The following is a 16,962-nucleotide window of genomic DNA, read 5'->3' on the forward strand; positions in this document are numbered from 1 at the left end:
ATTTATTTATTGGTTCATGTAAACGCGCTAGGGTGATTAATACCGATGATAATGATCATCCAGCACCGTTATTTATCTCCTGAGGTACTCCTATGCAATCCGAAGAACAACGCCTTATCGATGGTCTGTTTGGCCGCCTGAAAGACGCCGAGACCAAGACGGGCCCACGGGATCTCCAGGCAGAGCAGCAAATCAACCAGCATATTCGCGAGCAGCCTTCCGCCCCTTATTACATGGCGCAGGCGATGATTATTCAGGAGGCGGCGCTCAAGCAGATGGATCAGCGGGTCAAAGAGCTGGAGGCTCAGGTGGCACAGCTGCAGCAAACCGCCAACGGCCAGCAGAGCAGCGGCGGCTTCCTGGCCGGTCTGTTCGGCGGCGGCAGCCGCACGCCAAGCCCGCGCGAACAGTATCAGGCACAGCAGCAAAATACGGCGGCCTGGAACAACGCGCAGCAGGGGGGCTACGCGCAGCAGCAGCAGCCTGCCTATGCCCAACCGCAGCAGGCGGCGCCTTCACGCGCCGGCGGCTTCCTGGGAGGCGCCTTGCAAACGGCGGCGGGCGTCGCTGGCGGCGTGGTGTTGGCCGACATGCTGACCGGCATGTTCCGCCATTCGCAACCACAGGAAATCGTAAATATTATCGAGGAAACCCCGGCGCCGCTGGACGACAGCGCAATGCGCAATTTCGACGCCTCCAACAACCTCGATACCTTCAACAACGGCGATGGTGGCAGCTTCCTGAACCAGGACAACGGCTTCCAGAACGCCAGCTATCAGGACGACACGGATTACGCCGACGACGATTACAGCGACGACGACGACTCCTTCCTGTAATTCCCTTCGCCCCCTCTCACCCGCAGAGGGGGATTTCCCGTTTCACCAATCTGGTCTACAGTGAACACTGTTCATTTATCCAGCCGGGAGAAACGATGATGAGCCTTACTCCTTCAGACCCTTTTTTCAGCGAACGCCTGCAGATGCGCCCGCCGGTGATGGCGGATCTCGCACGTTTCTACGCCATCTTCGGCGATCCGCAAACCCAGCGTTTCAATCCCGCCGGCCCGCTCACCAGCGAAGCGCAGGCCGCCTCGGCGCTGCAAGAGAGGATTTCCGGGTGGCAACAACACGGTTACGGTTCCTGGGCGATCGCCCTGCGCGAACGGCCGGATTGGATTATCGGCTTTGGCGGATTGTCCTGGAAACCGCTCGGCGCGCAGCGCACCGTGAACCTCGGCTATCGATTCGATACACGCGTCTGGGGCATGGGGTTGGCCACCGAGATGGCGCGGGCTTCGCTGCGATATGGTTTTGTCGGATTGGCGATGGAGGAAATTTCCGCCATTGTGCGAGCGGAGAATCAGGCGTCGTGGCGAGTGCTGGAAAAGATCGGCATGCGGCGGGTGGATACGCTGGATGACGTGCCCGGCGCGGCGCCGAGCCTGGTGTACACACTAAAGCGCGGCGACTATCAGGGCTGATCGTCGCTGATTTTGGCCAATGCCATGCGATAAGATTTGACCTTCTGACGCTTCTTTAGCCAGGTAGTGGTCGACACGATGAACACCGCGCCCGACATCGCCAACACGCCGGTCGGGTGGCCGTAAAACACCATCAAGGCAAAGTACACGGCGGAAACGATCGCCACCCATTTCGCCGTATTGCCCATGTCGTTTTTCTCCTGGGTCAAACGGCGAATGCGCTCTTCTTCACTGATTCCCATACGCGCTCCTTGTTGGTTGAACGTTCCATTATATGGAGTTGGAGTGCTGATATTTCAAGCGATTGGATGGTAAAGAAGCGTAAAGCTCAGGCCGGCGGCTCCCGCCGCCGAGACAGATAACGCCCGGGCTGATCGGCGCCCGGCAGGCCGCTACCGTCGTTGCGGCCAAACAGCCGGTAGCGATTGCCGGCGACCGCATCATAGACCTTGTCCGCCAGTCGCGGCGGCAGGTAACGCGCCAGCGCCAGCGCGCGGTACGGCCATCCCAATTGGCGCAGCGCCTGAAACAACGCCGCCGAACGTAGCCAACAGCGCCCCTGCTCAACATAGACCACGGAATCGAATCGATCGGTCGGCAATCCCAGCGCCTGCAGGATCGCCTGCCCTTCGACGGATTGCACCGTCGCCAACAGAATGCGCCGCTGCCGATCGGCGCGAATAAGGTATCTCACCAGCCCGTGACACAGATTGCATTCGCCGTCGAACAACAGCGCGCGATCGCCGGGCTGGAGATAAGGCAGCTGTGATAAAAGGGTCATCCCGCCTCCCGAGAACCGCTCTCCTTAGCCTAACGCGCCTGGCGCGCCCAGGCCAGGACGGGATGACAGGGCTCGTTAAGACGCAGGCGGCGCGTCAGGCACGGCCACCACCGCGACGCGCACTTCGTAATGTTTGGCGCTGCCCGCCGGGATCACCGCCGTCAGTTTGTTGATGGTTTCCACCGGATTGTCGCTGGCCGAGGTGGCGCAGAACAGCTCGCCGCCGTGGCAGAATCCCGGCTTGGGCGGGTGCCCGCCCGGGAAAGGCGGCATGCGCATCGGCGCATCCATCAAAGGCGGCAACGCGTTGGCCGCAGGCTTCTCAGGCGCCGACATCGCGCTCGCGCTGAACAATAGCGCCATGCCCATGCAGGGCAGCGCCAGGATCTTGATTGCTTGTTTCATTGAATTAGCCTCATTTGCCGGGTTCGGGATTACGCTACCCCGCCCCCGGCCCATGAGAAAGCCGCTTTTCGCTACCTTTTCGCCTCACTGCGTTTTGCTTACATCCCGTGTCTAACGTGATGAAAACAGAAGATTTGGTAAGCATTCCGATCTTTCCCACTTTCCGCACGGCACATGCCGCCCTGCATGGAAAGCTCTTCATGTTCTTTTTTAAATCAATGGGTTAAAGTGGGTATGGACTAACTTTCCTGCTTATCTTTTCTCTTCTGCCTAAAGTTTTCGTCATTAATACAATATTGGTAAGAATCAACGATCAAACCCGTTAGCCGCAAAATATTTTCCGGGCGGTCGATAATGATATGCCCCCCTGCAGCCAACTCCAGGCCGGCGCGAGTTATCTCAGCCTGCCTGGCATCGTCTATCTCAAGCGGAAGCAAAATGGTTGGACGTTGCTTATTGTCGAAATAACGCAGAACCCATCGCGTCGTCTTTCCTTGAAAGAGGATGCTGTAATAGCTTTCCGTGTCTTTCGCAATCAGCTCTGCCTCATTGCCCAAGATCATCGCCACATTGTCAAACAAACACCTTTCTGCAAAGGTTGTCACTATTTTACTATTTTCGGGGTCAACGATCGGGGCAAGCGGGTCGGGTCTGTTTTGCATTTCACCTTCATCTGGTGACTCAGACGCTACAACATTTTCCGACGTCACAGACAAACCAGAAACGACCATCGCACTCACCGCTTTTTCAACAGCCAAACGAACCAATGGCGTTATTGTGTCCAAAAAACGTTGATTTAGCTGACGCTGAACGTTAGAGCGACTTGCCACATAACGAACAAAATCTGAATCAACGTCTCGAAGGCTGGCGCTGATTGTTTTTGTAAATGAAGTCAGATAGATACTTTCCTCAGCTAAGGTTCGCAGCGCTTCCGGCTGAAATTGGTCGTGTCTAAATCGATAGAGCTGATCAATATCAGAGTCGTTTAGATTATTAAAATCTATCTTCAAGAATGGCGTATCATCCATGATATTTTTATCTTTCAGGTCGGTAAAAAATCGCCATTCTTTTCCATTCGTTATTGCAGAAACCGTGACCTCCGGTGTCGCATTAAAATAACGAGATAGTTGGGGACTATGATTTGACAGATTTTGATTGAAAGACTTCGCCTCGATGAACATGACGGGAACAGCATGACAAAAAAGGGCGTAATCAACGCGCTCACCCACCTTAACACCTGGAAAATCAGCACCATACTCTGCCTTCACCTTAGTAGGGTCATACGGATGAAAGCCTAAGGTTTCTAATAACGGCAAAATTAATGCCTGTTTAGTCGTTTCCTCAGTATTGCAATGCTGGCCTACAGAGGCCACATGAAGAACATGGGCCTTAAGCTTATCTCTGAATGCATTCATCAACCATCCCTCTGCTGTGTTAAATCGCTGTAGTCTCAAATCACACGTTCAAAAATGCTTTTCTTGCAACAAAGCGGGGCTCTTAAATAGAACTCCGTCAATATTTAATAAAATTAACATTAATTATTAGTTATATAGCAGAACAAATAGCCTTAATCAAAATGGAAGCGCAAAGACCTATAGCCGATCACAATAAAAAAGATAGAAGTATTAACAGATGGGAATTTATAGCGAGTGAACCATTGCTGGTTGGTACTTATACAGAATCCAAATACAAATGATGGGCAGCAAATACTGCCCATCTATCGCGTTACTTACCGTTCGTCAGCGTGTTATAGCTGGTCATCAGGTTGCGGTAGTCCGGGATATGGTTGGAGAACAGCGTGCCCAGCCCTTCGATATCGTTACGCCAGTCACGGTGCAGCTCGCAGGCGACGCCGAACCAGGTCATCAGCTGCGCACCGGCGGCTTCCATGCGGCTCCAGGCCGACTGACGCGTCAGCTCATTGAAGGTGCCGGAGGCGTCGGTCACCACAAAGACCTCGAAACCTTCATTGAGCACCGACAGCGCCGGGAATGCCACGCACACTTCGGTCACTACGCCGGCGATGATCAGCTGCTTGCGGCCGGTGGCTTTTACCGCTTTGACGAAGTCATCGTTGTCCCAGGCGTTGATCTGGCCGGGGCGCGGAATAAAGGGAGCATCGGGAAATTGGGCTTTCAGTTCCGGCACCAGCGGGCCATTGGGGCCGTTTTCGAAACTGGTGGTGAGAATGGTCGGCAGGTTGAAGTACTTCGCTAAATCACCCAGCGCCAGCACGTTGTTTTTAAACCGATCGGGATCGATATCACGCACCAGCGAAAGCAGCCCTGCCTGATGATCCACCAGCAATACGGCGGCCTGGTCTTTGTCGAGGCGCTTGTAGTTTGCAGTCATGGTTTTACTCCTGTGGGGTTGATGTTGCGGATGGAACGCCCCGCCTTGCGGCGGGGCGTTGAGGTTTAAGTGTAGCGCCTGAGCCGGGAAACACGGCCCGCCCCAGGCGCCAAAGTTCAACCGGCGCTCGCTTCGGCGTTCATGCTGCCGAACTTGCCGCTGTTGAAATCGCGGAACGCCTGCTGGATTTCCGCGTCGCTGTTCATGACGAACGGGCCGTAGCCGACGATAGGCTCATCGATCGGTTCGCCGCTCAGCACCAGCAGCGCGACGTCGTTGTTGGCTTCGATGGTGATCGAATCCCCCGCCCGGTCGAAACGCACCATTTGGGTTTCACGTACCACGTCTTCGCCGTTGACCAGGATCGCGCCGTGCAGCATCACCAGCGCCAGCGTATGGCCTTCTTTCACCGTCAGCGTGGTGGTATGGCCGGCATTCAGCTTCATGTCCCACACGTTGAGCGGGCTGAAAGTGCGTGCCGGGCCGGCGTGGCCGCCAAAATCACCGGCGATCACCCGCACCTGCCCTGCGCCGTCCGCCAGCGGAACCACCGGAATATCGGCGTTCAACAGCGTCTGGTAACCCGGCTCGGCCATTTTGTCCTTGGCCGGCAGGTTGACCCACAGCTGCACCATTTCCATGGTGCCGCCCTTGCGCGAGAAGTCCCGCGAATGGAACTCTTCGTGCAGGATGCCGGAGGCGGCGGTCATCCACTGGACGTCGCCGGGGCCAATCACCCCGCCGCTGCCGGTCGAGTCGCGGTGTTCCACTTCGCCCTGATAGACGATGGTCACCGTTTCAAACCCGCGATGCGGGTGCTGACCCACGCCACGGGTGCCGGAGGCGGAGCGGAATTTGGTTGGCGCCGCGTGATCCAGCAGCAGGAACGGGCTCATTTCCGCCCCCAAATCGTTATAAGAGAACAGCGAATTCACCAGGAAACCGTTACCGACCCAATGTGCTTCCGGGCTGTTGTGAATACCGAGGATTTTTTTCATCTTGAACTCCCGTTTCAGACCTCACGGCCTTAAGTTGATGTCAGAAGTTTAATCCGCCGGAGTTTGCTGCAGTAGTAGGCAAGATGTACACTCAGCGTTCTACTGATAGAACGATAAGGGATACGATGCTGACCGATCTGAACGATCTGTTTTTCTTCGCCAGCGTGGTCGATCACCAGGGATTCGCCCCCGCCGGCCGGGCGCTGGGCATTCCCAAATCCAAGCTCAGCCGCCGCGTGGCGCTGCTGGAGGAGCGGTTGGGCGTGCGCCTGATCCAGCGTTCGACGCGGCGCTTCTCGGTGACTGAGGTCGGCCAAACCTATTACGCGCACTGCAAGGCGATGCTGGTGGAAGCGGAAGCGGCGCAGCAGGCGATCGAACAGACGCGCGCCGAGCCCTGCGGCACGGTGCGCATGTCCTGCCCGGTGGCGATCCTGCACACTCGCGTCGGCAGCATGGTGGCGGCCTTTATGGCCGATTATCCCAAGGTGACGGTGCATCTGGAGGCCACCAACCGCCGGGTGGACGTGGTGGGGGAAGGATTGGATCTGGCGATCCGCGTGCGGCCGCCGCCGCTGGAGGACAGCGATCTGGTGCTGAAAATCCTGGCGCAGCGCACCTGGTGCGTCGCCGCCAGCCCGGCGCTGGTGCGCACCCTCGGGCCGGCGCACACGCCGGAAGACCTGCGTAAATACCCGACGCTCGATCTCGGCCCGGCGCGCGGTCAGCACCAATGGCGGCTGACCGGCCCGCAGGGTGAACGGGTGGAGTGGGAGCACACGCCGCGGCTGGTCACCGACGACATGCTGATGCTGCGCACCGCCGCCATCGCCGGCGCCGGCATCGTTCAGTTGCCGGCGATGATGATGCGCGACGACATGCTGCGCGGCGAGCTGGTGCAACTGTTGCCGGGCTGGCAGCCGCAGGGCGGCGTGGTGCATGCGGTTTACCCGTCGCGCCGCGGCCTGCTGCCGGCGGTGCGGCTGCTGCTCGACTATCTGGGCGAGCAGTTCGCCAGCATTGAAGAAGAGTGATCAGGCGGTGATTTCGATCGCATTGCCGTCTGGATCGCGAATGACGGCCTCGTAGAAACCGTCGCCGGTCCAGCGCGGCGCGGACAGCAAAATGCCCTCCTGCTGCGCGCGCTGCGCCAACCGATCGACCTGCCGCTCATCCCCCAGCGACAGCGCGATGTGCGCCCAACCGACCCGCTCCTCCTGCGCCTGCGCCGGCAGCAACGTCGGCACGCGCATGATCTCCAGCGTCGGCCCTGCCGCCAGGCTGACGAAGCGGGAAACGAACCCCGGCCGGTTGCGGCTGACGTACTCCTCCCCCGCTGCACCGTTGAAATAGCGCTGCCAGAACGCCAGCTGCGCGTCGATGTCACGGGTCCACAGAGCAACATGGGCTATTTTCATCATCATTCTCCGGTCGGTAAATCGCTGTGCCAAACCTGGCCGCCGCCCTGCGCCACCTGCAGCTCAAGCTGCGGGTGCGCGCCGCGCGCCGTCACCAGATGATCCACCCGCCCGGCGGGCAGGAAGGGGTAAGGGGCGTAGGTATTGAGCTTGTCGCGGGTGCACAGCACCGCCACGCTGCCGGCGCGCGTCAACAGCCGCTTTTTGAAGGTGGCGTCCTGGTAGCTCAACGCGGAGAAGCCGCCGGCCGGGTCGTAGGCGCAAATGCCGGTGAACACCAAATCGAAATGGAAACCGTCGATTTCTTCCGCGGCCTTGGCGTCCACGCAGCCGCCGACCTGCGCATCCAACTCGCCACCGATCAGGATGGTGCGGATCCCCGGCCGCTCCAGCATTTTGCCGGCGATGCTCAATGCATTGGTCACCACCGTTAAACGCCGATCGCGCGGCAACAGATCCGCCAGATACAGGTGGGTGCTGCCGGCGTCGAGGAAGATCAGCTGTTCTTCACCGATCACCCCCAGCGCGGTTTGCGCCAGCGCCAGCTTCTCGTCACCGCTGAGCGCAATGCGCGTCGCAACGGGCCCCTCGGCCGGCGTCGGCGCCAGCGCGCCGCCATAGATGCGTTTGCACAGGTTCTGCGCCGCCAGCTGGCGCAGATCGCGGCGGATGGTCGCTTCGGTGGTGTTCAGCCGCTGCGCCATCTCCAGGGCCAGCACCCGCCCCTGTTGGCGGAGCGTGTCAAGAATGGCCTGGTGACGCTCATTCGGTAACAGTTTGGACATCATGTCAATCCGGTGACGCTAAAAGTGATCATAAATGTACACAAACAAACAAAAACGTACAATCCAGGGCGGAAGAAAAATCGCCGGGCAGGATTTTCGCCTGCGGGATGTTGGCTATACTGAGGCAAGCGAAGTTACCGCAGACGTAACGGCTTGGGCGCTAAGGGAAAACAATGTTATTGACGATCGCAAGGTGGCTGTTTCAACTCCCCGGGAAGCTGTTCGGACTGATTTTCAAAAATCGCCTGAGGATATTTTTGTTCTTCATGCTGGTCGCCGTTGGGGTGCTCGGCGCCAAGCGCTATCTGCACGCCCACCAATATGACGACGAATTCAGCCTCGCCGCCCCCGCCGATTACAATCGCGCAATCAAGCGCGAAATGCCGCTGCGAGAGGCGCGCGAACAGTGCGGTGGGCCGTTGCACGACAATGCCGGCCAGCCGTGGCCCGCCTCAGCCGGTTATCTGCATCAGCCGACGCGGCTGCCCGCATCCGGCCTGCATCGGCTGACGCTGGATAATCAGGGCAACGATTTCGCGGTGCTGGTCAAACTGGAAACGCCGGCGGCGCCGCAACAGCTGGCGGAAGTCTTTATTCCGCCCGCCGGCAGCTTCGAGGTAAAAATCAATGCGGACGCGGAACACGTGATGAAAATCAAGAACATCAAGACCGGCTGCATGTTCCGCTCCCGGCCGTTCAACCTGGATAAACAGCGCGATTGGCGCATGCCGCTGACGCCACAGAAGGATGGCAGCCTGCAGCTGCAGCCGATAGGCGATCGCCAATTCTGATCGGGCGCCGGGCGGAAGAGCCGGCGCCGCATAGGGTTACTTTTTCACCGGATGATCGCGGCGGAACAGTTCCCAGCTTTCAATTTCCTGCCCACTCGGCAAGGTACAGGTGGAATACTGGCCTGCCGCATTCTCTTTGGCGTTCAACTTGCCGCCGATTTGGGTGCAGTACACGTCGGCCGGGTTCGCCATGCCGATCGGTTTCACCTGCGGCGGTGGCGGCGCCTCATTGGATTTCACGGAACACCCCTGCAACATCGTCATCCCTGCCAGCAGGGAAAGCATCAACGTTTTTTTCATTTTTTCAGCTTATGCAAAAACGAACGGCGGAGCGCTCCGCCGTTCGCTCATCATGAAATAAAGGATTTGCCCTGTTTCAGCACCAGATCGCAGGCTTTTTGCTTCACCTTCTCGGTGATCTGCGAGGTGCCCAGGCTGTTCAGATCCAGACTCTTGCCTTCGCCGGTCTGCAGCAAGCCGCCCAGGCCCTGCTGATAATCCTGGCTCTTGGCGTTTTCGGTGCTGGTGATGCCCAGCTTGCTGAGCAGCTGATCTTTCACCCCTTCGGCGCCGTTAGCCGACAGCACGTTGTTTTTCACGCAGTACTGCAGGATACCGGCGGCATTGGTCATGCTGCTGGAGCTCAACGCCTTGTCGCCGCCGTTCAGCAGGCCGGTCAACGAGGAGAGCGACATGCCGCCGCTGCTGTCGCCGCCCGACTTGCTCAGTTCGCCCGCTGCGCTGCTGAGGGAATCCATCAGCCCGGCGGCCTGGGAGGCTCCGCTGGCCAGGGTAGCGGACAGCGCCAAAGCCAGCAATAAACGATGTTTGGTGATCATAGTGGTGAAACTCCTGTCATAACGGCATGCAATCGGCGCAGCGCGCCGGGATACCCTTCCGACGCCGTCGGCGGCGACAAGTTCCTTTTATCTCGCCGCCGCGCCGTTTTTCGGAATTCAGGAAGTTTAGAACTGCCAGCGCAGCCAGGCGAAGAACACGTTGCCGTTGTTATAGGTGCCGGGAATGTAGGTCGCCTGGAACGTCAGCCGCTGATAGCCGATAGAGGCCAGCGGCAGCGGCGCCGGAATAGGGATGTAATTCCAGTTGTCGCGCGCGGTGACGCTGGCGGTGAAGCCCAGCCCCAGGCGAAAATCCTTGTCATCCAGCGGGCGCCAGATCTTCTCGTAGGCGTAACCGCCGATCGGCTCCCATTTGTTGAAGGAGTCCTTGAACGCCATGATATAGATGCCGTGCCAGTCACCGTCGCTGTCGTAGCGGGAGATGCCGTAACCGGCGCCCCACGGGCGTTCGTTGTACTTATCGATATGCTCATCATCATAAGTCCAACGGTTGTGCCAGGTGATGGCCGGGATATAGAGATCGTGGTTAGGCGAGTTGTTCCAGGTCTCCGCCACGTTATCGGTAAAACGCTGCCATAAACCCGGTTTTTCAGCCTGTGCGGCATTGCCACTTTCTGCACCAACCTCAGCGTAAGAAGGCAGTGCAGGAAATATCAACGCCAGAGAACACGCCAAAAGAGTCCGTTTTAGAAACATCGTAAAGCTCCTGTAAAAATACGGCCGCAGATTTTTACCGATAGCTTGGGCAAGATCAAGCCGTATCTAATTTATCCAACGCCCGTTGTGCTTTGGTTAAGTTTAGCACCGGAAAATTCCCAATAATTCATGACAGACCGTACCGATATCCGCATGCTATCGCCTTTCGGGCGGCAAAACCGTGGGAAAAGTCCGCTTTGTCGCACGCGACTCGCGAGCAAGGTGCTTGACCAACACATCGACATCGAGACGGTTCACAAACGCCAGGGAATAAGAGGAATAGAGGCCGAACAGGCGGTTTTGGTGCCCGACCACCACCAGATCGATGCCGGCCTGGTGAATAAAATCGCTCACGTCCTTAAAGCGCCTTATGGTGACAATCTCCTTGACCGCGACCGGCACATCGACGGCGCTCACCAACCGGCTCAGCATCGCCTTGGCGGCGATCACTTCCTGCGCCTGGCGATCCTTGATTAACGCATCGCTGCCGTACTCCAGTTCCGCATAGTCGGCGTTAAGATGGCCGACAGTGAGGGCGATTGGCTGCCCGCGCACCATCGCCGCCGCTTGACTCAGCAACGGCAGCCCATCACGCTCGTTATGAATCAGTACCAAAATATGTCGATAGCCTTTCATCACACTTCCCCCTCTCAGGCCAGCGCTAATGGGACATGATCCCCTCTGGTAGGTATACGCCATCCGTGCACACGTAGAGAAAAGTTTACGTATCACTTCCCACAGAATGTGATGACCGCCACGTTATATTAACGCCCGTGACGGCCCATTTTTACACCAGCCCGACGCGGCGCGCATTGCGGCATCTGTAAAGCAAAACTGACAACCATGACCGAATAAAAAAACCTCATTGTTAATTTTTTGTTTTTTATTAGTTACAGAGTGGTTTCATGAAATAAGCGTGCGGCGGATCACCAAAATCCCCCTTTACGCCAGGTTCTGCTTTTCTTTCCCAGGCAAAAAGCGTTACGCCACCCGATGGGATTTAACGCGGCGTCAAAAGTACCGGATGTCTCGCCCTGCATCACGATAAATGCCAATGCGCTGCCGCTTCTCTGCCGATATACCGTCAATGAAAAATACCGTCTCTTCCCAAAATCCAATAACCCTACTTTTTATGTATTACTCATTCGCGTAAAGCGCCGAATACAAACCGCCTATTCACCGGCCGCCCTCCTTATCTTGAACAAGCCGAGACTTTAAATAACTGTTAATGCTAACGACACAACATCGCCAGCAATTTATTTTTGCTGATTTTCGCCTGACAAAATAAAGATAAATAATCCGGAGCAATCAATGAAAATAACTATCGGGTCATTCATTCTGCAACAGCTTCATGCCCTGAGCGTCGATCGTATTTACGGCGTGCCCGGCGACTATAACCTCAGCCTGCTGGAGCTGTTGGAAAGCGACGAACGGCTGACATTTGTCGGCAACTGCAATGAATTGAACGCCTCCTACGCCGCTGACGGCTACGCACGGATGAAAGGCGCCGGCGCGCTGATCGTCACCTACGGCGTCGGCGATCTGGCCGCGTTGTCCGGCATCGCCGGCGCCTATGCCGAATCTTCACCTGTGGTCTGCATCGCCGGCACGCCGCCGCTGCACGCGATGAAGAATCATCAGCTATTGCACCATACCCTGGGCGACGGCAATTTCGACAACGTCATGAACTGCTTTAAACAATTCACCGTCGCTCAGGCTCTGATCACGCCAGAAAATGCCGCTCAGGAAATTCCACGCGTTATTTCTCGCGCCTGGATAGAGAAGAAACCGGTATATTTACAGCTGCCGTCTGATATTTGCGATGTCGAAATTGAAGTTGCCGCAGCCGCAGCACCGCCGCAGTTGCCGGCGAGCGATAAATACAATGTGCAATTAGCGGCGATGGCGCTGTTAACCAAAATAAAACGCGCACAGCGCCCGATCATATTGGTCGACCAAATGGTGGATCGTTATCGGTTGCAGCAGCAGGTTATCGCCGTCGCTCACCGCTTTGCCATTCCGCTGACCAATATGCCAACCGCCAAATGCATTATTCCGGAAGATACCGCCGGTTGGATGGGCGGCTACAGCGGCAACCTATCGCGCCCCGAACTCTATGAACGCATGGCCCACTCGGACTGCGTGCTGAGTTTCGGCGTGCGTCTGGTGGACTCCACCACCGGCTATTTCTCGCAGCAAATTCCCGCCGCCGCTCAGGTAGATATTCAGCCGTTCTCGATGACGCTGGACAAGACTTCCTACCCGGCGGTGTCGACGGCGGATCTGCTGCAGGCGCTGTTGGATCTGAGCGAAGACGCGCCGGCGCAGCCTTTATCACCGCTGGCCGATCCGCGTGACAAGCTGGCGACGCCGAGCGACGCGCCTCTCGACCAGGCCTATCTGTGGCGGCGGATCCAACGCTTCATTCAGGCGGATGATGTGGTGGTGGTGGAAAACGGCACCTCGGGCGCGGCCATCGGCGGCATGCGCATGCCGGGCGGCGTCAAGGTGGTCAACCAACCGATTTGGGGCTCGATCGGTTATACCCTGCCGGCGCTGCTCGGCACCCTGATGGCGGCTCCTGAACGCCGTCACCTGCTGTTCATCGGCGACGGCTCCTTCCAGCTTACCGCGCAGGAAGTGTCCACCCTGCTGCGCTGTGAACAAAAACCGATCATCTTCCTGATCAACAATGACGGTTACACCATCGAACGCTATATCCTCGGCGAAAACTCGTCCTACAACGACATCAGCCCGTGGGACTACGCCAAACTGCCGGCGGTATTGAATACCCAGGCGCAGCCGTTCAGCGTGGCGGTGGAAACCACACAACAGTTGGAAATGGCCCTGGAACACGCCTCGCGGCAGGATCGGCTGGCGTTTATCGAGGTGAAAGTGCCGATGATGGACACGCCGCCAGTGATGAAAGAGTTCTGTAACCGCTGCAACAGCTTTAACTTCGGCCTGACCAACCCGCGCCGCAGCGCCTGAGACGCGATGATCGCGCCGCCGGTGGTTCAGGCTGCCGGCGGCGTTTTTCATGCCGTTACCCGCCGGCGCGCGCCATGCAACGCTGGCGGCGTTCATCCACCCGCTTGGCGAACCAGGCGGTGGTCAGCTTGCGGGTGATTTTCGGGCTTTCCAGCTGAATGCCCGGCAGCATCTCACGCGGCAGCTTGCCGCCCGCCAACGCAAAGACCTTCTTATACAGGTCGGTATCGGCAAAGTCAGCCGTATCGCCTTTCTCAAGCGCCCGGCGAATGGCACTGTCGCTCATGTTCAGGCGCTTGCCGAGCGTGCGCACCGCCAGCTCGGTCGAGCCGGGCTTATCGCTGCTGAAGTCGATCAGATCGCCGTCCAGCGCCAGCGGAATGGCGCTCGCCCGGCTGACCGCGTTTTGGAACGCCGCGTTGCGGCTGGCGTACCAGCCGGCGTTGAAGTCGGCAAAGCGGTAAATCGGCCGGCTGTAATCGGCCGGGTACCCCAGCAAATGCATAATGCCGAAGTACATACCGCCGCGCCGGCTGAAAACTTCGCGGCGAATCGAGCCGTCGACCGGATAAGGATACCCTTTGGCGTGCGCCTCGGCGAAGGCGATGCTCACCTGCATCGGGCCGCCGGTATGTACCGGGTTCAAATGGCCGAACAGTTTCTGTCCCATCGGCACGCGGTCGATCATGTCATCGAAGATATCGCTCAGATCCTTCTCCGTGCGCACCTTATCCAGACGCTCGCTGTAGCTCTGGCCGTTCGACGACGAGATCTTCAACGCGGTATGCACCAAAAAGTTCGGGATGTGCATCTGATCGGCGCGGCGGTCGATCTCTTTCCAGGCGATCTTCGGCAGCCCCGGCACCTGCGGGTTAGCCTGGAACGTCGACTCTTGTTCGGTCACCGCCAGCACCGAACACAGGTTCTCATCGCTCGGTTCGATGCCCTGCGCGGCAAAGGCGGCGGTAATATCGGTGGCCCAGCCCTGACGATCGCCGGCGTTGGCCGGGATCAGCGTCATCAGTCGGGCTTTGACGTCGGCGGGACGCGCCGCCGGCGCCGTGGTGGTGGTCTTGCTGGTACAGCCCGCCAGCGCCAGCAGCGCGGCCAGGCTCAGCAAACGGAAGGGCATCGGGTGGAATAAACGAGGTATCGGCATCTTTTCCCTGAACGTGATGACATGAACAGCACTGAAATTAGCCCAGCCGCCGCGCACAATCCAGTATAAATATACCCGTTCCGCCGCACAGGTGGGCCGGGAAATACCCAACAACGCAGGGAGAACAAAATGATCGAACTCAAAGAAATGACGACGCAGGAACTGGATCACTACCGTAAATACGGGGTAAAGGCTTACGCAGACGATTTGGCGCGTTCGTTTCAGCTCAGCCAGGAACACGCGTTGATCGAGGCCGAAGCCAATTTCAAACGAGGGCTGGCGATGCCCGATCAACGGTTGGTATGCGCGAGACTGCCGAATGTCGAGGACAGCATCGCCACCGTCTGGTACGCCATTGAGCAACGAACCTTCGGTAAGCAGCTGTTTATCTATGATTTTGAAGTGACACACGCCTGGCGTGGCAAAGGTTATGGCGAACGGGTACTAAACGCGGTGCTGGACGCGGCGAGAGCACAGGGGGCGGAATATGCCGAACTGACGGTGTTCAACGATAATCCGACGGCCGCACGCCTGTATTCCAAGTTAGGTTTCGATGCGGTCACCACCCGTATGCGCCGCCGTTTGTAGCAATAGGTTATCGAAGCTCGGGATTTTCAAATGACGCATAAAGATGTATTTTATATACACCATATAAATCACTTTGCTCACCCAGCCAGAGGAGCCCCCTATGGAGCAGCAGCTGCTTTGCTATAAAACCCTGCCGGAATGGAACAGCGATACGCTGCCGGAAGCCTTCCGCCAGCGCCACAACACCCAGAGCGGCACCTGGGCGAAGCTCACCGTGCTGAGCGGCAACCTGACGTTCGCCATGATGACCGAAGACGGCGCCACCACCGAAACCTGGCAGTTCAGCCCCGAAAGCCAGCCGCCGTTTATCGCGCCGCAGCAGTGGCATCGCATCGTTTCCTTCTCGGACGACATGACCTGCCGGCTGGCGTTTTACTGCACGCCGGAAGATTACTACCACAAGAAATACGAACTGACGCGCACCCACTCCGAAGTGATCGAGGCGGCGGCGCGCATCGCGCCGGGCAAGGCGCTGGATCTGGGCTGCGGCGGCGGCCGCAATTCGCTCTATCTCAATCTGAAAGGTTTCGACGTCACCGCCTGGGACAAGCACGCGCCGTCGATAGCTCGCCTCAACCAGATCGTCGACGCCGAGCAGCTGACCCGCCTGCGCGCCGGGGTGCAGGATCTCAATACTCACCGCTTCAGCGGCGAATATGACTTCATCCTGTCCACCGTGGTGTTGATGTTCCTCGAGCGGCAGCAAATCCCGCATATCGTGCAAAACATGCAGGACAGCACCGTGCGCGGCGGCCATAACCTGATCGTGGCGGCGATGGATACCGAAGATTATCCCTGCCCGCTGCCGTTCCCGTTCACCTTCAGCCCGGGTGAGCTGAAGCATTATTATCGCGACTGGGAAATCCTCAAATACAACGAAGACGTCGGCCAACTGCATAAGACCGACGCCAACGGCAACCGCATCTCGCTGCGCTTCGCCACCCTGCTGGCGCGCAAGCTATAGCGCGTCGTGAAAGATCACCCCTAGCGTATGGCGTTGGCCGGTGCGTATCCGGCTGACGCCGTGGCGCAGATTGACCCGATAGTAACCTTTCATTCCCGCCACCGGCCGGTGATGCACGGCGAACACCACCGCGTCGCCCTGCTGCAGTGGCACCACCTCCGGCCGGCTCTGCATCCGCGGCCGCTGTTCGGTCAGCACAAATTCGCCGCCGGTGAAATCCCGTTCGGGGACGGAGAGCAAAAACGCCACCTGCAGCGGAAACACCCGCTCGCCGTACAGATCCTGATGCAGGCAGTTGTAATCCCCTGTTTCGTAGCGCAACAGCAGCGGCGTCGGCCGCCGTTGGCCGGCCCGGTGGCATTCGGCCAGGTAGGCTTCGTGTTCGGCGGGATAGCGCGCCGCCAGGCCCAACAAGGCGTTCCAGCGGTTGGCCACCGGCGCCAGCCGTGCATACATCAGGCTGCGCGCCTCGGCCACCGGCGACGGCAGCGGATAGGCGAAATAGCGGTACTCGCCGCGGCCAAAACCGTGCTTCGCCATTACGATGCGGCTGCGGAAGTGCGCATCCTGCGGGTAGAGCGCTGTCAGCTCGCGGCACAGCTCTTGGCTGCACGCCGGGCAGCCGCGCGCAGCCCTGCGCATCGAGTTCGCGCTCGATCGCCGCCCAGTCCAATTCGGCCAGCCGGGCCGCCAG

General features: G+C 58.4%; 22 protein-coding genes. 8 read left to right on the forward strand and 14 right to left on the reverse strand.

Annotated features, from left to right (window positions below; genetic code table 11):
- The first annotated feature begins 92 nt into the window (after positions 1–92).
- Both ACMGGK_RS18955 and ACMGGK_RS18960 read left to right on the forward strand, forming a co-directional pair.
- The gene (locus ACMGGK_RS18955) at positions 93–836 is read left to right on the forward strand and encodes a DUF2076 domain-containing protein (protein ID WP_049299701.1); all 744 of its coding nucleotides are present in this window, start codon (positions 93–95) and stop codon (positions 834–836) included.
- 95 nt (positions 837–931) lie between these two features.
- A complete protein-coding gene (locus ACMGGK_RS18960) occupies positions 932–1,480 on the forward strand; it encodes a GNAT family N-acetyltransferase (RefSeq protein WP_016928916.1) in 549 nt (182 codons plus the stop codon).
- Here the strand turns inward: ACMGGK_RS18960 and ACMGGK_RS18965 are convergent.
- From ACMGGK_RS18965 to ACMGGK_RS18990, 6 genes are all read right to left on the reverse strand, one after another.
- Positions 1,471–1,722 (reverse strand): hypothetical protein, encoded by a 252-nt coding sequence (locus ACMGGK_RS18965; protein WP_016928917.1) that lies wholly within the window; start codon positions 1,720–1,722, stop codon positions 1,471–1,473. The genes ACMGGK_RS18960 and ACMGGK_RS18965 overlap by 10 nt on opposite strands.
- An 86-nt stretch (positions 1,723–1,808) precedes the next feature.
- Positions 1,809–2,261 carry a thiol-disulfide oxidoreductase DCC family protein gene (locus ACMGGK_RS18970; RefSeq protein ID WP_049299702.1) on the reverse strand — a complete coding sequence of 151 codons (453 nt, stop codon included), beginning with the start codon at positions 2,259–2,261 and terminating at the stop codon, positions 1,809–1,811.
- A gap of 75 nt (positions 2,262–2,336) precedes the next feature.
- Complete coding sequence (locus tag ACMGGK_RS18975) at positions 2,337–2,666, reverse strand: hypothetical protein (protein WP_049299703.1); 330 nt, start codon at positions 2,664–2,666, stop codon at positions 2,337–2,339.
- 239 nt (positions 2,667–2,905) lie between these two features.
- Positions 2,906–4,081 carry a type I restriction endonuclease gene (locus tag ACMGGK_RS18980; protein ID WP_016928919.1) on the reverse strand — a complete coding sequence of 392 codons (1,176 nt, stop codon included), beginning with the start codon at positions 4,079–4,081 and terminating at the stop codon, positions 2,906–2,908.
- A gap of 310 nt (positions 4,082–4,391) precedes the next feature.
- Positions 4,392–5,018, reverse strand: a complete 627-nt coding sequence (gene ycaC / locus ACMGGK_RS18985) for an isochorismate family cysteine hydrolase YcaC (protein WP_420277130.1) — start codon at positions 5,016–5,018, stop codon at positions 4,392–4,394.
- A 116-nt stretch (positions 5,019–5,134) separates the two neighbouring features.
- Positions 5,135–6,016, reverse strand: coding sequence for a pirin family protein (locus ACMGGK_RS18990; RefSeq protein WP_016928920.1), 882 nt, complete (start codon positions 6,014–6,016; stop codon positions 5,135–5,137).
- Positions 6,017–6,141: 125 nt separating this feature from the next.
- On the opposite strand from ACMGGK_RS18990, the gene ACMGGK_RS18995 reads away from it, so the two are divergent.
- Positions 6,142–7,050 (forward strand): LysR family transcriptional regulator, encoded by a 909-nt coding sequence (locus tag ACMGGK_RS18995; RefSeq protein WP_033634044.1) that lies wholly within the window; start codon positions 6,142–6,144, stop codon positions 7,048–7,050.
- Here the strand turns inward: ACMGGK_RS18995 and ACMGGK_RS19000 are convergent, their stop codons facing one another.
- Positions 7,051–7,434: a VOC family protein gene (locus ACMGGK_RS19000; RefSeq protein WP_049299704.1), complete on the reverse strand. Its 384-nt coding sequence runs from the start codon at positions 7,432–7,434 to the stop codon at positions 7,051–7,053.
- Positions 7,435–7,436: 2 nt separating this feature from the next.
- Positions 7,437–8,219: a DeoR/GlpR family DNA-binding transcription regulator gene (locus ACMGGK_RS19005; RefSeq protein ID WP_016928923.1), complete on the reverse strand. Its 783-nt coding sequence runs from the start codon at positions 8,217–8,219 to the stop codon at positions 7,437–7,439.
- A gap of 34 nt (positions 8,220–8,253) precedes the next feature.
- On the opposite strand from ACMGGK_RS19005, the gene ACMGGK_RS19010 reads away from it, so the two are divergent.
- Together ACMGGK_RS19010 and ACMGGK_RS19015 are read left to right on the forward strand one after the other, a co-directional pair.
- Complete coding sequence (locus ACMGGK_RS19010) at positions 8,254–8,544, forward strand: hypothetical protein (protein WP_228009799.1); 291 nt, start codon at positions 8,254–8,256, stop codon at positions 8,542–8,544.
- A complete protein-coding gene (locus ACMGGK_RS19015) occupies positions 8,486–9,010 on the forward strand; it encodes a hypothetical protein (protein WP_239505755.1) in 525 nt (174 codons plus the stop codon). Before ACMGGK_RS19010 ends, ACMGGK_RS19015 begins: the two co-directional genes overlap by 59 nt.
- 36 nt (positions 9,011–9,046) lie before the next feature.
- Here ACMGGK_RS19015 and ACMGGK_RS19020 read toward each other — a convergent pair whose 3' ends face one another.
- The 4 genes from ACMGGK_RS19020 to ACMGGK_RS19035 form a co-directional block, all read right to left on the reverse strand.
- Positions 9,047–9,310 (reverse strand): DUF333 domain-containing protein, encoded by a 264-nt coding sequence (locus ACMGGK_RS19020; RefSeq protein ID WP_016928925.1) that lies wholly within the window; start codon positions 9,308–9,310, stop codon positions 9,047–9,049.
- 50 nt (positions 9,311–9,360) lie between these two features.
- On the reverse strand, positions 9,361–9,849 hold the full coding sequence (locus ACMGGK_RS19025; protein WP_033637239.1) for a DUF2501 domain-containing protein: 489 nt from the start codon (positions 9,847–9,849) through the stop codon (positions 9,361–9,363).
- Between the two features lie 126 nt (positions 9,850–9,975).
- Positions 9,976–10,566: a lipid IV(A) palmitoyltransferase PagP gene (gene pagP, locus ACMGGK_RS19030; protein WP_028128205.1), complete on the reverse strand. Its 591-nt coding sequence runs from the start codon at positions 10,564–10,566 to the stop codon at positions 9,976–9,978.
- 156 nt (positions 10,567–10,722) lie between these two features.
- Complete coding sequence (locus ACMGGK_RS19035) at positions 10,723–11,202, reverse strand: universal stress protein (RefSeq protein WP_016928927.1); 480 nt, start codon at positions 11,200–11,202, stop codon at positions 10,723–10,725.
- 675 nt (positions 11,203–11,877) lie between these two features.
- On the opposite strand from ACMGGK_RS19035, the gene ACMGGK_RS19040 reads away from it, so the two are divergent.
- Positions 11,878–13,557: an alpha-keto acid decarboxylase family protein gene (locus ACMGGK_RS19040; RefSeq protein ID WP_016928928.1), complete on the forward strand. Its 1,680-nt coding sequence runs from the start codon at positions 11,878–11,880 to the stop codon at positions 13,555–13,557.
- Positions 13,558–13,612: 55 nt separating this feature from the next.
- Here the strand turns inward: ACMGGK_RS19040 and ACMGGK_RS19045 are convergent, their stop codons facing one another.
- Positions 13,613–14,716: a DUF1615 domain-containing protein gene (locus ACMGGK_RS19045; RefSeq protein ID WP_049299707.1), complete on the reverse strand. Its 1,104-nt coding sequence runs from the start codon at positions 14,714–14,716 to the stop codon at positions 13,613–13,615.
- A 129-nt stretch (positions 14,717–14,845) separates the two neighbouring features.
- Between ACMGGK_RS19045 and ACMGGK_RS19050 the strand changes: the two genes are divergently transcribed.
- Both ACMGGK_RS19050 and tehB read left to right on the forward strand, forming a co-directional pair.
- Positions 14,846–15,304, forward strand: coding sequence for a GNAT family N-acetyltransferase (locus tag ACMGGK_RS19050; RefSeq protein ID WP_049299708.1), 459 nt, complete (start codon positions 14,846–14,848; stop codon positions 15,302–15,304).
- A 100-nt stretch (positions 15,305–15,404) separates the two neighbouring features.
- Positions 15,405–16,268, forward strand: coding sequence for an SAM-dependent methyltransferase TehB (tehB, locus tag ACMGGK_RS19055; protein WP_016928930.1), 864 nt, complete (start codon positions 15,405–15,407; stop codon positions 16,266–16,268).
- Here tehB and ACMGGK_RS19060 read toward each other — a convergent pair.
- A complete protein-coding gene (locus ACMGGK_RS19060; RefSeq protein WP_420277131.1) occupies positions 16,263–16,910 on the reverse strand; it encodes a 2OG-Fe(II) oxygenase in 648 nt (215 codons plus the stop codon). The two genes, tehB and ACMGGK_RS19060, sit on opposite strands and share 6 nt — an antisense overlap.
- Positions 16,911–16,962: the final 52 nt, after the last annotated feature.

Source organism: Serratia sp. BNK-33-b (genome assembly GCF_048684565.1).
In the GTDB taxonomy this organism is placed as follows: domain Bacteria; phylum Pseudomonadota; class Gammaproteobacteria; order Enterobacterales; family Enterobacteriaceae; genus Serratia; species Serratia marcescens.

What these genes read in the sequence shown, in the direction of transcription:
- ACMGGK_RS18955 (WP_049299701.1), top strand. Translation starts at nt 93, where the DNA reads ATGCAATCCGAAGAACAACGCCTTATCGATGGTCTGTTTGGCCGCCTG.
- ACMGGK_RS18960 (WP_016928916.1), top strand. Translation starts at nt 932, where the DNA reads ATGATGAGCCTTACTCCTTCAGACCCTTTTTTCAGCGAACGCCTGCAG.
- ACMGGK_RS18965 (WP_016928917.1), bottom strand. Translation starts at nt 1,722, where the DNA reads ATGGGAATCAGTGAAGAAGAGCGCATTCGCCGTTTGACCCAGGAGAAA.
- ACMGGK_RS18970 (WP_049299702.1), bottom strand. Translation starts at nt 2,261, where the DNA reads ATGACCCTTTTATCACAGCTGCCTTATCTCCAGCCCGGCGATCGCGCG.
- ACMGGK_RS18975 (WP_049299703.1), bottom strand. Translation starts at nt 2,666, where the DNA reads ATGAAACAAGCAATCAAGATCCTGGCGCTGCCCTGCATGGGCATGGCG.
- ACMGGK_RS18980 (WP_016928919.1), bottom strand. Translation starts at nt 4,081, where the DNA reads ATGAATGCATTCAGAGATAAGCTTAAGGCCCATGTTCTTCATGTGGCC.
- ycaC (WP_420277130.1), bottom strand. Translation starts at nt 5,018, where the DNA reads ATGACTGCAAACTACAAGCGCCTCGACAAAGACCAGGCCGCCGTATTG.
- ACMGGK_RS18990 (WP_016928920.1), bottom strand. Translation starts at nt 6,016, where the DNA reads ATGAAAAAAATCCTCGGTATTCACAACAGCCCGGAAGCACATTGGGTC.
- ACMGGK_RS18995 (WP_033634044.1), top strand. Translation starts at nt 6,142, where the DNA reads ATGCTGACCGATCTGAACGATCTGTTTTTCTTCGCCAGCGTGGTCGAT.
- ACMGGK_RS19000 (WP_049299704.1), bottom strand. Translation starts at nt 7,434, where the DNA reads ATGAAAATAGCCCATGTTGCTCTGTGGACCCGTGACATCGACGCGCAG.
- ACMGGK_RS19005 (WP_016928923.1), bottom strand. Translation starts at nt 8,219, where the DNA reads ATGTCCAAACTGTTACCGAATGAGCGTCACCAGGCCATTCTTGACACG.
- ACMGGK_RS19010 (WP_228009799.1), top strand. Translation starts at nt 8,254, where the DNA reads ATGTACACAAACAAACAAAAACGTACAATCCAGGGCGGAAGAAAAATC.
- ACMGGK_RS19015 (WP_239505755.1), top strand. Translation starts at nt 8,486, where the DNA reads ATGCTGGTCGCCGTTGGGGTGCTCGGCGCCAAGCGCTATCTGCACGCC.
- ACMGGK_RS19020 (WP_016928925.1), bottom strand. Translation starts at nt 9,310, where the DNA reads ATGAAAAAAACGTTGATGCTTTCCCTGCTGGCAGGGATGACGATGTTG.
- ACMGGK_RS19025 (WP_033637239.1), bottom strand. Translation starts at nt 9,849, where the DNA reads ATGATCACCAAACATCGTTTATTGCTGGCTTTGGCGCTGTCCGCTACC.
- pagP (WP_028128205.1), bottom strand. Translation starts at nt 10,566, where the DNA reads ATGTTTCTAAAACGGACTCTTTTGGCGTGTTCTCTGGCGTTGATATTT.
- ACMGGK_RS19035 (WP_016928927.1), bottom strand. Translation starts at nt 11,202, where the DNA reads ATGAAAGGCTATCGACATATTTTGGTACTGATTCATAACGAGCGTGAT.
- ACMGGK_RS19040 (WP_016928928.1), top strand. Translation starts at nt 11,878, where the DNA reads ATGAAAATAACTATCGGGTCATTCATTCTGCAACAGCTTCATGCCCTG.
- ACMGGK_RS19045 (WP_049299707.1), bottom strand. Translation starts at nt 14,716, where the DNA reads ATGCCGATACCTCGTTTATTCCACCCGATGCCCTTCCGTTTGCTGAGC.
- ACMGGK_RS19050 (WP_049299708.1), top strand. Translation starts at nt 14,846, where the DNA reads ATGATCGAACTCAAAGAAATGACGACGCAGGAACTGGATCACTACCGT.
- tehB (WP_016928930.1), top strand. Translation starts at nt 15,405, where the DNA reads ATGGAGCAGCAGCTGCTTTGCTATAAAACCCTGCCGGAATGGAACAGC.
- ACMGGK_RS19060 (WP_420277131.1), bottom strand. Translation starts at nt 16,910, where the DNA reads ATGCGCAGGGCTGCGCGCGGCTGCCCGGCGTGCAGCCAAGAGCTGTGC.